This window comes from Streptomyces sp. NPDC032822 (genome assembly GCF_055578825.1).
This window is the reverse complement of record NZ_JBVIOL010000037.1, coordinates 35,659-46,832: the sequence shown is the minus strand read 5'-3', so window position 1 is coordinate 46,832 and position 11,174 is coordinate 35,659. Positions and strand designations below refer to the sequence as shown.

Here is an 11,174-nt window from a genome sequence, read left to right as displayed (position 1 = left end):
CCTGACCTTCGATCAAGATCAGGTTGGTCAGAAGACCACGAAGTGGGTCAGTTTTGATCCGCCGTCAGAGGGTCACGATTCACCCGTCGCCGACAGTCTTCTTTGATCCGCACCATTGCTGACCCGCTCTCCGGGGTGGGACCGTGGCTGGCATGGTCGACACTCGCTCGCGACGGTACGAGGCAGCCGCCCGAATAATGTTCTGGTCCGGCATCGCCCTGTTGCTGCTGGGCCTGTCCGCTCTCGCGGCCGCGCGGACAGACGGTGCCCGTCCGTGGGTGTGCGACCCGGGCTGTCGCCCGGTGGAGAATACGGCGTGGGACATCGTCAGAATGCTCGGTGCGGTGGGCGCGGGCCTGGGCGCGCTGCTTGTGGCCGTCGCCGTGCTCATGGTTACCCTCCGCCGCCCACCGGCCCCTCCGCTGTCGAGCACTCCTTCAGCCGGGTCAAGCAACACCCGGCCGGAGTAGTGCTCTGTCCTCTGTGTCATCGGAACGTTCGCCACGGCGCAGCCGAGCGCAGCAGATCAAGCGAAGTGGCCCCCAGGCCTGTTCCTCAAGAGCTTCGCCATCGCGACGACGAAGACTGAGCGTTACGGCGGCCGGCTCATGCGTTCCCCCAGCACGGCCCAGTGGCAAAAGGCCGCGGCACCAAGAGGCTGTCCATGGAGAGTCGGCCTTATGACGGACTCACTCCAACGAGTGAACAGGCTGACCAGCCAGTCTGAGATCCCACATGGCCGCCCAGGATTCTGTTCAGCGGCACCCGCGACTGCGTGGTCTCGGACAGCACCCGCACGCACCGCAAGCTGTTCGCGGCCGGTCCCCGGGCCGAGCGGTACGTCTCGAATCGGCCCCGCACGGGATGTTCGGTCGCAACGCCCTGGAAGCCATCTCCCCGTCCTCACACCGGCCAGGCCCACGTGGTCGAGGACGTCACGGCCGTAATTTCGACCTCGACCTCGACCCGTCGCCCACGGCTGGATCGGCGCCGACGACCCGGAGCGGTTCCGCACCGACCTCGCCCAGGGCTACGCGCTCAGGGCCGGCGCCCGCGCGCAGGGCGGAGCCCGGGCGATCTCGGCTCGCTCGCGGTGGATAGGGTTGGCCCGGTGGAGATGCTGCATTTGCGATATTTCGTTGCCGTTGCCGAAGAACTGAATTTCACCGCCGCAGCGCGCAGACTGCACATGTCGACGCCCCCGTTGAGTCAGCGGATCAAGGATCTTGAACAGGAGATCGGGCATCGGCTGTTCGACCGCAGTACCCACCACGTCAGGCTCACCCCGGCCGGCGCCGCGCTGCTGCCCATCGCACGCGACGTCCTGGAGCAGGTCAACGCCATCCCGTGGCGGCTGCGCGAGGCGACGCGACCGCAGCGCAGCACCGTGTTCATCGGCATGCCTGCCGGGGTCCATCCGGACCTGCGCGAGCGGGTGAACACCCTCGCCGAGCGGGTCGGTGAGCGGTTCGAGCTCAAGCGCTGGCCGGGCGCCACCGCCGATCTCGTCACCGCGGTGCGCGACGGCCGGCTCGCTCTGGCGCTGGCCAGGCTCCCGGTCGCGGACCCGGCGCTGGAGCAGTTGACGGTGATGTCGGAGCGGCTCGGCGCGGTCGTGCCGACGGACCGGTTCGCCGGGCGGGACTCCCTCGCGCTGGCGGAGCTGACCGACCTCCCTTATGTCGCCTCTCCCGCGGAGATCACTCCCGCGTATTTCGACCAGCTCGACCGTCGGTTGTCCGAACTGGGAGTGAAAAAGCGTATCAAGCTCTCCAACACGGGATTCGGCGGCGCCCCGGAAATAGTGTCCTCCGGACTCGCGTTCTCTGTTTCCATGCTCGACGACAGAAGTCCCATGCAGGGATATCGGGTGGAGAATGTGACCATCCTGCCGTTCACGGATTTTCATCCCTCTCTCGAAACGGCCCTGCTCTGGCAACGTGAGCGCGCGGACGGCGGTGACCTGGACGAGCTGGTCGGCACCGCGCGCGAGATCTTCGGTGAATCCCTGAGCATGTGACATCGGTGCGTATGGCATCGGTGTATGCGACATCGGTGTTATCGCTGTGGTCATACCGCTGTTCGCAACAAGATCATTCCGTTTTTCCTCCCGTGTCACTAACTTCGATGTCAGAGCAACGAAGCAGGGCGCGAAAGGAAGAACAGCGATGGACACCACCGAGACAGCCGCGACCGGTCCGCTGGACGGTATACGCGTGATCGACCTCTCCACCGTGGTGATGGGCCCGTACGCGGCCCAGATCCTCGGGGACCTGGGCGCGGACGTGATCAAGATCGAGTCCCCCGCCGACACCGTGCGCGTCGGCCAGTACCGCACCACACCCGGCATGACCCCGCTGAGCCTCAACGTCAACCGCAACAAGCGCAGCGTGTCGCTCAACCTCAAGGACGCCGCCGAGCGTGCCCAGGCCCTCGACCTGATCGACACCGCGGATGTGCTCGTCACCAACATGCGCCCGGACGCGCTGGGCCGGCTGGGCCTGACCTACGAGGACGTCGCGCAGCGCAACCCGGGCCTGGTCTACGCACACGCCCAGGGCTTCCGCAGCGACTCCGACCGCCGCGGCGACGCCGCCTACGACGAGACCGTGCAGGCATCCTCCGGCCTCGTCGACATCGCCAACCGCGCGCTGGGCGAACCGGTCTACCTGCCGACCATCCTCGGCGACAAGGTCTCCTCGCTGACCATCGCCTACAGCGTGCTCGCCGCGCTGGTGCACCGCGGCAGGACCGGGCAGGGCCAGCGGATCGAGATCCCGATGACGGACACCCTCATCGCCTTCAACCTGGTCGAGCACCTGTCCGGGCACGTGTACGAGCCCACCCAGGGCACCACCGGTTTCCCGCTGTCGATGACGAAGGGGCACCGCGCGGTCCGTACCCAGGACGGCCTCGCCTGCGTGATTCCCTACAACCCGCAGAACTTCCGCGACTTCTTCGCCGCCGCCGGCCGCCCCGACCTGGTCGCGGACCCGCGCGTCAACGGCAAGGCCGTCGACAGCGCCGACCACGAGGCGCTGGCCGCGCTGATCGGTGAGTGCGCCCCGGCGCTGACGACCGCCCAGTGGGCCGAGGTGTGCTCCAAGCACAGCATCCCGATGGCACCCGTCCTGGAGCTCGACCGCGCGCACGAGGACACGTACGTCCGCGACGGCCATCTGCTCGACACCGTCGAGCACCCCACCGAGGGGGCCATCCGCACCGTCGGCATCCCGGTGAAGTTCTCCGCCACGCCCGGCTCGATCCGCCGTCTGGCCCCGGTCCCCGGCCAGGACACCGCGGACGTCCTCGCCGAACTCGCCGGCCGCTGAGCCCCGCCGCCGTCGCCCCCGTGACCGTGCCGTGCGGGCGGACGCCGTAGGCAGCGGACAGAGAGAATCAGAAAGAAGAACGTCATGAGCACCACCGAAGTACGCAGGGAACGGATCGGCTCGACCCTGCTGATCACCATCGACCGCCCGCAGGCGCGCAACGCCGTGAACGCCGCGGTCGCCGCCGGCCTGGCCGCCGCGCTCGACGAACTGGAAGCCGACCCCGACCTTCGGGCAGGGGTGCTGACCGGGGCGGAGGGCACCTTCAGCGCCGGTATGGACCTCAAGGCCGCCCTGCGGGGCGAGTCGCCCGAGATCGAGGGCCGGGGGTTCGGCGGCCTGACCGAGGCCGAACCGACGAAGCCGCTGATCGCCGCCGTCGAGGGCTGGGCCATGGGCGGCGGGTTCGAACTCGCCCTGGGCTGCGATCTGATCGTCGCGGCCGAGGACGCGCAGTTCGGCCTGCCCGAGGTCAAGCGCGGTCTGATCGCCGCGGGCGGCGGCGTGATCCGGCTGCCGAAGCGGATCCCGTACCACCTGGCGATGGAGTTCCTGCTGACCGGCGAACCGGTCACCGGGCGCCGAGCCGGCGACCTGGGCCTGGTCAACCGGGTCACCGCCACCGGCGAGACCACCGCCGTGGCCCTGCAACTCGCCGAGCGACTCGCGCTGAACGCCCCACTCGCCCTGGCCGCGGTCAAGAGGATCGTGCGTGCCGCCGACGGGGTGCCCGAGCCCGAAGCCTTCTCCGTACAGCGCGAAGCGATGGACGACCTGATGGCCTCGGCCGACGTCCGCGAGGGCATGACCGCCTTCGCCGAGCGCCGGACTCCGCAGTGGGCGGGCAAGTGACATGAGGATCGAAGAAGTCCGGCGGCACGTGACCACCCCGCTGACCGGTCCGGCGTTCGCACCGGTGGTCCCGAGGTTCACCGACCGCGAATACCTCAACATCGTCTACCGCACCGACGCCGACGCCCTTCGAGCCGTCGTCCCCGAACCCCTGCGGATCGACGAGCCGTTGGTCCGGTTCGAGGTCATGAAGATGGGCGACGTCAGCGGATACGGCCCCTACACCGAGTCGGGCCAGGCCATCCAGGTCAGCCTGGACGGCGAGCGGGGCGAGTACCTGCACGCCATGTACCTCGACAACTTCCCGGCGACCGCGTCCGGGCGCGAGGTCGGCGCCTACCCCAAGACGGTCGGCGCGCCCAGCCTCTACGTCGACCACGGCGTGCTGGTCGGGTCCCTGGACCACGGCACGCTGCGGGTCGCCACCGCGACCATGGGCTACAAGCACCACGAACTCGACCCGCGCGAGGCCGAGGCCCAGATCACCGTGCCGACCTTCATGCTCAAGACGATCCCGGGCTACGACGGTTCGCCGCGCGTCCAGGAACTCGTCCGCACCGAGATCACCGACATCACGGTCAAGTGGGCCTACACCGGCCCCGCGAGGCTCCAGCTCTTCCAGCACGCCCTCGCCCCGCTCGCCGACCTGCCCGTACGAGAGGTCGTCTCGGCGAGTCACATCCTCACCGACCTGACGCTCGCCGGAGTCGAGCCGGTCTACGACTACCTGGAGGGAAGGGCGTCATGACACGGGAGTTCCACAACGCCGCGGTGATCGGAGCCGGCACCATCGGACTGTCCTGGGCGGCGCTGTTCGCCGGCCACGGGCTGACCGTCCGGGTGAGCGATCCTCGGCCCGACCTCGACGAGGCCGTCGCCACGGCCCTGGCCGAGTTCACCCCGCACCTCGCGGCCCGTGGCCTGGAGGTCGAGGGCCTGGCGGACCGGGTCCACATCGCGGCCGACGTGACCGAGGCCGTCCGGGACGCGGATGTCGTCCAGGAGAACGGCCCGGAGCGCGTCGAGTTCAAGAAAGACCTGTTCGCCACCCTGGTCCGCGAGGCCCCGCCGCACGCCCTGCTGCTCAGCTCGTCGTCGGCGATCCCGTCGACCGCGTTCACCGCGGACCTCCCGGACGCCGGCCGGGTCCTCATCGGCCACCCGTTCAACCCGCCCCACCTGATCCCGCTGGTCGAGATCGTCCCCGGCGAACGCACCTGTGAGGAAGCCGTCCAGGCCGCGGTGGACTTCTACACCTCCGTCGGCCGCACCCCGGTCGTCGAGCGCAAGGAGATCCCCGGATTCGTCGGCAACCGCCTGCAGAACGCGCTCAGCCGCGAGGCGGTCTACCTCGTCGAACAGGGCGTGGTGACCCCGGAGGACCTCGACAAGGTCATGACGAACTCCCTCGGCATCCGCTGGTCGACGGTCGGCCCCTTCCTCGGCTCCCACCTCGGCGGCGGCCCCGGAGGCTACCGGCACATGGCCGAGCACATCGGCGCCTCGATGAAGCGGATGTGGGCGGGCCTCGGCACCCCGTCACAGACCGAGGACGAACAGGAACGGCTCATCGAAGCCGTGGAAAAGGCCTACGGCTCCTCCACGTACTCGGAACTCACCGAGACGCGCGACCGCAGGCAACTGGCCGTGCTGTCCGCCCTGGACGGCACGGACACGCCCGACAAGGAGGAGAACTGACATGACCACCACCACGGAATCGCTCGAAGACCAACTGATCTCGGACTTCTACGACTACGAGGCCCTGCTCCCCGACGAGGAGCGCAAGCTCCTCCTCAAGGCCCGTACCCTCATGCGTGAGGAGGTCAAGCCGCTGGTCAACGAGAACTGGGCCCAGGGCACCTTCCCCAAGGAACTGATCGCCATCTTCCGCGAGAGCGGCCTGGCCGGGCTTCCCTACGAGGGCTACGGCGAGCACCGCCCCGCCGTCAGCAACCTGCTCACCGGCATGCTGGCCATGGAGATGAGCCGCACCGACGCTTCGATCGCCACGTTCTTCGGCGTCCACAACGGACTCGCCATGTACTCGATCCACTCCGGTGGCGACCAGGAGCAGCGCGACCGCTGGCTGCCCGAGATGGCCGCGATGGACAAGATCGGCGCGTTCGCCATGACCGAGCCGCTCGGAGGCTCTGACGTCGCGGGCGGCATGCGCACCACCGCCCGGCGCGACGGCGACACCTGGATCCTCAACGGCGCCAAGAAGTGGATCGGCAACGCGACCTTCGCCGACCACGTCGTGGTCTGGGCCCGGGACGTCGACGACAACCACGTCAAGGGCTTCGTCGTGGAGAAGGGCACACCCGGCTTCGAACCGACGAAGATCGAAGGCAAGATCGCCTTCCGGATCGTCGAGAACGCCGAGATCACCCTGACCGACGTCCGGGTACCGGAGGCCGACCGCCTCCAGAACATCAACTCCTTCCGCGACGTCGCCGAGATCCTGCGCGCCACCCGCGGCGGGGTCGCCTGGCAGGCGCTGGGAGTGATGACCGGCGCCTACGAACTCGCCCTGGACTACGCCAAGGAGCGCCAGCAGTTCGGCCGCCCGATCGCCCGCTTCCAGATGGTGCAGGACCTGCTCGTGAAGAGCCTGGGCAACATCACCGCCTCCTGGGGCATGCTGGTCCAGCTCGCCCGGCTCCAGGACGCCGGGATCTTCCGCGACGAACACTCCTCGCTGGCCAAGGCGTTCGTCACCTCGCGGATGCGGGAGGTCGTCGCCTGGAGCCGGGAGATCTTCGGCGGCAACGGGATCGTGCTGGACTACGACATCGCGCGGTTCTTCACCGACGCCGAGGCGATCTACTCCTTCGAGGGCACCCGGGAGATGAACACCCTGATCGTCGGCAAGTCGATCACAGGGCAGAGCGCCTTCGTGTGAGTCCCACGAGCGCCTGGCACCACCGGTGCTCGCCGTCCGGGCCGCCCCTCGCATCCGACGCGAGGGGCGGCTCTCTTCGTCTGTGGGCCCACGGCAGCGCCGACTCGCGGGCTAGCCCTTCGAGCAACTCGCCTCAGGGCGCACGGGATACGCACACCTGACGGGTTGTTACGGCTGTGTCGGCCAGACCAGCGCCTGGGCGACGATGACGTTCTCACCGTTGAAGGTGACGGCGGGGCCTTGGTGCAGTGTGTAGCCGAGACCGAGCATGTCGCTCACGCGTTGGCAGAACGCGGCGTCGTCCGGACCGGTCAGGACTCGGTAGACGGGCAGCCCGTCCGGTGGTGTGCTCATACGGAGAAGGATCTCAAACTCGCGACTCGCTCGGTGGCCTTCGGCTCGGTCAACTCCGCCCCTCAGCGCCGTCCTTCAGCCCCGGCCGGGTCCGGCCGGGGCTGAAGGACGGTCATGCCGGTACGGCGTTGCCCGGCGCGTCGCTCTGGAGCATGGGGTGGCGGTCCAGCAGCTCACCGGGCACCGCGAAGGCGTCGGTGAGGGTCAGAGCGTGCGGCTGCAGTGCGCTGATGGAGGCCTCCACCGCGTCGGGCAGCTGCCGGGCCTGATCGGCGGTCAGCCGTCCCTCTGCCAGCAGTTCCCCGCTGTGCGCGGCCACGTAGCGCAGGGCGAACAGGGTGTGCAGTTCATGCAGGAGGAACCGGGTCTGCGGGGCGGTGGTCTGTCCGGCCGCCGTCAGCAGTGCCTCGGCGGCGAGTCGGTGGACGTGGGCGTCGACCAGGGCCAGAGCGGAGCTGGATGCCCCGTTCCACCGGTCCAGGGGGGAGCCGGCCCGCCCGCCGCGCAACCGGGTGCGGGCCCGCTCGTGTCGTATTCGCTCCAGGTCCGCCAGCAGGTCGAGCAGATGGTGCGGATCGTGCAGGGCCCGGGTTTCGGGAGGGACCTCGCTGGGCGGCCGCGGTGTGAAGCCGCCCAGCAGCATCTCTCCCGCGCTCTTGACCCAGATGACGGTGTTGTCGCCCTCGGCGGTGATGGTGCCCTCGTTGGCCGCAAGCTGCCCGGCGATTCCGTTGGCCAGCGCCAGGCCCTGCGCACCGCACCGCTCCCGGCACTCGGTCATCACGTCCCGGGCCTGCCAGGTGATCCAGCCCTTGGCGATGGCCGCCAGCCGCTCGGCCTCCTCGCGGTCTCCATCCGCCTTCTGCCCCAGTCGCCGTACGACGCTGCGGTGCAGCAGGGTGGCGGCATAGGTCGTGGCCAATGCCCCAAGGAGCGGGGTGTGGTGGCTGCGGTGCGCGAACAGGGGGACGCGTTGCCTGGCGGTCATGCCCGAGGTGACCCGCCTGTGGGCGTACTGCACGGCCACGGCCACGGCGTGCCGCATCGTCCCCAGGCTGTAGGCACTCATGCAGATCTTGCCCATGGTGACGCGGCCGATGGACCGCAGGAACCGTTTGCGGGCGCTGCCCAGGGTTGAGACCAGCTCGTTCTCCGGGCCCAGGCGCCCGTGCTCGCCCTGGAGGAGGGCCGTGCGCGGCAGCCGGAGGCCGTGGAAGCTCGTGGCGCAGTGGTCGACCGGGCTGCTGGCCGTCTGCGGCAGGTGCCGTACCTCCACCCCCGGCAGATGGCGTCCGTGTTCGTCGGTGAGCGGGGTCAGGAAGAGGAAGACACCGTGATCCTGGTCGGCGATCAGCAGGCGGGCGGCCACCAGGGCGTCCTTCGGGCCGCCGGTCGTGGACGTGTTGGGCATCCACTTACAGGCCCCCGGCGCCGGGGTGGTGAGCACGAACTCGCCCGTGTCGGCGTCGAGGGTCGCGGTGGTCTCCAGCTGCGGTGCGTCGTTGCCGTGGTCCAGTTCGGTGCACAGGAAGACACCGATCCGTTCCATGCGCAGGTAGGGGCCCAGGTCCCGGCCCACGTGGTCGTGGTCCAGGAGGCTGCCGATGAAGAGGTTGTAGTGGATGGAGAGGATGGTCGCCATGCCGGCGTCCGCCACCCCCGCCCACTCGTGGACAGCGCTCAGGGCCGCGGGATCTCGGGCCAGGGCCCGCACATCGGGCACGGCCGCGTTGACCAGCCGGAGCCGCCGATAGGAGAGTTCCATGCGCTCGTGGTGGGTGAGCCCCTCCTGGAAGGCGAACGCGTCGGTGCTGAACAGGCGCTGCCACGGCTGGTGGGTTGCACCCTGGGCGTCGAAGAGCAGACGCTGCAGTTCGGTCTCGGCCAACGGGGCTGACATTCCGGGGAGTTGAGAGGTGATCACAGCGTGCAACGTAGCGGAAGCGCTCGTTCAGCACAGCATGATCATTCACACGATTGAAATCCCCGTATGGTGGTAGTTACCCGTTCAACGGCACGTTTACTGTCGCAGGTCGCAAGCTTTCCGCCCCGCCTCGGCAGGGGGGGGCTCCACACCGGCCCTGCCGGGTCGAGGCCCGGGAAAGCCCGCATGGCGGCGCCCACTTCACCGGAGTCATCCTGGTCTGCCCGCTGCGGCCGACCCTGTTGCCGCGCCGACAGCGGGGGCACTGTGTGTTCACGCCGGGCGACTTGAGCCGCCCCCGGTGGTGACCGGCAGGCGGGTCGCGTTCGACTGCGCCCACTCCCACGGCCGTTGGTCGATCGGCGACGGTGGGATCGACGCCGTACACCTGCCGACGGTACAGGCAGGCCTGCCGCTGCCGGGGTTCCCCGACGGGCGGCTGGTGTCGGTGGCCGATGTGCCGCCGCGGCTGGTGGTACCGCGGCGGCTTCACTCAAGGGGGGCGGTCCGGGAGTCCGGGTCTGGGGCTTCCGGGCGGGGGCCGCGAGTCAGACGGCGGGGGACGCCTCGGGGGCCGGCTCGGGTTCCGGGACGGTCGTGTCGGCATGTCGCCGTTCGTGCCACCAGGACGCCGCCCAGGCCAGGAGCGCACCGCCCACCGCGTAGGCGCCGAGCACCCAGAACGCCTGCGTGGTGGCGTGGCCCGAGAAGTACACGGTGTTGCGGACCAGGGTGGTTCCGGCGCCCGGCGGCAGGGCCTGTCCGATGGCGCTCCAGAACGAGGGGAGCAGCGGCGCGGGGTAGACGCCGCCGGAGCTGGGGTTGCCCAGCACCACGAAGAGCAGGATGACCACACCGGTGCCCAGCAGGCCCAGCAGGGTCTGCAGGGCGAGCGCGGTGGCCGCCGAGGCGAGGACGATCAGGGTGCCGATGCCGCTCAGGGCCCAGAAATGACCGCCGAGTGCGCCGAACAGAGGTCCCACGACGGCCGCTCCGGCGATCCCCGACACCGCCGCGTACAGCGCGAGGACGCCGAGGCGGATCAGGGTGCGGTGCCGGTTGGCGGGCCGGGAACCCGCCATCATGCCCATGATCGTCGCGGTCAGGTAGCCGCCGATCACCCAGCCCACCACGAGGTAGAAGGACGTCATGCCGCGTCCGTCCCCGGAGTTGGGGGAGCGGATGTCGGTGACGGTGATCTGCCGCTTCTGCGCGGCCTCGATCTTCTGGGCGATCTGGGTGGCGGTCTGCGACACCGACGGCCCACCCGCCGAGGCGACCAGGAGGGTGTCCTTGGTGCCGGTCGCATCGAAGAGGAAGGCGACGTCCGTCTTCCTCGTGAGGACCCACTGCCGGGCGGCGGCGCTGCTCGGCGCCGCCGTGGCCTCGACCGGGTCGCCGTCCAGGGAGTTGAGCTGGGCCACGATCTTCGCGGACGCCTGCTGCGGAGCGGCGACCGCCACCGGGATCCGGTGCGGAGTGGGGGAGTGGAAGGCGCCGACGTAGGACACGATGAAGGCGAGCTGGACGAGCAGGCCGCCGAGCACGAGCCCGAAGGCCCGGAGCGTGACGGCGTCCTTGAACTCGGCGGCGAAACCGGCGGTCTTCGAGAGGGGTTCGGCGGGGGATTCGCCGGGGGAGCGGGGGGAGGGTGCGTTCACGGCGGCATGATCGCACAGCCGGATGAATCCAGGGTTCCGCTCGCCGGTACCGGCGTGAGACTGACGGCTGCCCGTCGGGATGTGATCGTCCTTTGCAGGGCTGTGGCCTCGACGTCTCCTTACTTGCAATTAATATGCAACAACATCAT

Annotated in this window: 9 protein-coding genes; 6 read left to right on the top strand and 3 right to left on the bottom strand. The window is 69.4% G+C overall.

The window, feature by feature from the left end:
* The first annotated feature begins 1,117 nt into the window (after window positions 1–1,117).
* The 6 genes from ACZ5VD_RS43000 to ACZ5VD_RS42975 all read left to right on the top strand — a co-directional run bounded on the left by ACZ5VD_RS43000 (window position 1,118) and on the right by ACZ5VD_RS42975 (window position 7,086).
* On the top strand, window positions 1,118–2,020 hold the full coding sequence (locus ACZ5VD_RS43000) for a LysR family transcriptional regulator (RefSeq protein ID WP_468685923.1): 903 nt from the start codon (window positions 1,118–1,120) through the stop codon (window positions 2,018–2,020).
* A gap of 148 nt (window positions 2,021–2,168) precedes the next feature.
* The gene (locus tag ACZ5VD_RS42995; protein WP_468554499.1) at window positions 2,169–3,332 is read left to right on the top strand and encodes a CaiB/BaiF CoA transferase family protein; all 1,164 of its coding nucleotides are present in this window, start codon (window positions 2,169–2,171) and stop codon (window positions 3,330–3,332) included.
* A gap of 84 nt (window positions 3,333–3,416) precedes the next feature.
* The gene (locus tag ACZ5VD_RS42990) at window positions 3,417–4,184 is read left to right on the top strand and encodes a crotonase/enoyl-CoA hydratase family protein (RefSeq protein WP_468685922.1); all 768 of its coding nucleotides are present in this window, start codon (window positions 3,417–3,419) and stop codon (window positions 4,182–4,184) included.
* Window position 4,185: 1 nt separating this feature from the next.
* On the top strand, window positions 4,186–4,932 hold the full coding sequence (locus ACZ5VD_RS42985) for an acetoacetate decarboxylase (protein WP_468554497.1): 747 nt from the start codon (window positions 4,186–4,188) through the stop codon (window positions 4,930–4,932).
* Complete coding sequence (locus ACZ5VD_RS42980; RefSeq protein ID WP_468685921.1) at window positions 4,929–5,882, top strand: 3-hydroxyacyl-CoA dehydrogenase NAD-binding domain-containing protein; 954 nt, start codon at window positions 4,929–4,931, stop codon at window positions 5,880–5,882. Before ACZ5VD_RS42985 ends, ACZ5VD_RS42980 begins: the two co-directional genes overlap by 4 nt.
* 1 nt (window position 5,883) lies before the next feature.
* On the top strand, window positions 5,884–7,086 hold the full coding sequence (locus ACZ5VD_RS42975) for an acyl-CoA dehydrogenase family protein (RefSeq protein WP_468685919.1): 1,203 nt from the start codon (window positions 5,884–5,886) through the stop codon (window positions 7,084–7,086).
* Window positions 7,087–7,254: 168 nt separating this feature from the next.
* Here ACZ5VD_RS42975 and ACZ5VD_RS42970 read toward each other — a convergent pair whose 3' ends face one another.
* The 3 genes from ACZ5VD_RS42970 to ACZ5VD_RS42960 form a co-directional block, all read right to left on the bottom strand.
* Window positions 7,255–7,440, bottom strand: a complete 186-nt coding sequence (locus ACZ5VD_RS42970; RefSeq protein WP_468554494.1) for a DUF1737 domain-containing protein — start codon at window positions 7,438–7,440, stop codon at window positions 7,255–7,257.
* Window positions 7,441–7,552: 112 nt separating this feature from the next.
* Window positions 7,553–9,340 (bottom strand): acyl-CoA dehydrogenase family protein, encoded by a 1,788-nt coding sequence (locus ACZ5VD_RS42965; RefSeq protein WP_468554493.1) that lies wholly within the window; start codon window positions 9,338–9,340, stop codon window positions 7,553–7,555.
* A gap of 572 nt (window positions 9,341–9,912) precedes the next feature.
* The gene (locus ACZ5VD_RS42960; RefSeq protein WP_468685917.1) at window positions 9,913–11,025 is read right to left on the bottom strand and encodes an ABC-2 transporter permease; all 1,113 of its coding nucleotides are present in this window, start codon (window positions 11,023–11,025) and stop codon (window positions 9,913–9,915) included.
* Window positions 11,026–11,174 lie beyond the last annotated feature (149 nt).

What these genes read in the sequence shown, in the direction of transcription:
- ACZ5VD_RS43000 (WP_468685923.1), top strand. Translation starts at nt 1,118, where the DNA reads ATGCTGCATTTGCGATATTTCGTTGCCGTTGCCGAAGAACTGAATTTC.
- ACZ5VD_RS42995 (WP_468554499.1), top strand. Translation starts at nt 2,169, where the DNA reads ATGGACACCACCGAGACAGCCGCGACCGGTCCGCTGGACGGTATACGC.
- ACZ5VD_RS42990 (WP_468685922.1), top strand. Translation starts at nt 3,417, where the DNA reads ATGAGCACCACCGAAGTACGCAGGGAACGGATCGGCTCGACCCTGCTG.
- ACZ5VD_RS42985 (WP_468554497.1), top strand. Translation starts at nt 4,186, where the DNA reads ATGAGGATCGAAGAAGTCCGGCGGCACGTGACCACCCCGCTGACCGGT.
- ACZ5VD_RS42980 (WP_468685921.1), top strand. Translation starts at nt 4,929, where the DNA reads ATGACACGGGAGTTCCACAACGCCGCGGTGATCGGAGCCGGCACCATC.
- ACZ5VD_RS42975 (WP_468685919.1), top strand. Translation starts at nt 5,884, where the DNA reads ATGACCACCACCACGGAATCGCTCGAAGACCAACTGATCTCGGACTTC.
- ACZ5VD_RS42970 (WP_468554494.1), bottom strand. Translation starts at nt 7,440, where the DNA reads ATGAGCACACCACCGGACGGGCTGCCCGTCTACCGAGTCCTGACCGGT.
- ACZ5VD_RS42965 (WP_468554493.1), bottom strand. Translation starts at nt 9,340, where the DNA reads ATGTCAGCCCCGTTGGCCGAGACCGAACTGCAGCGTCTGCTCTTCGAC.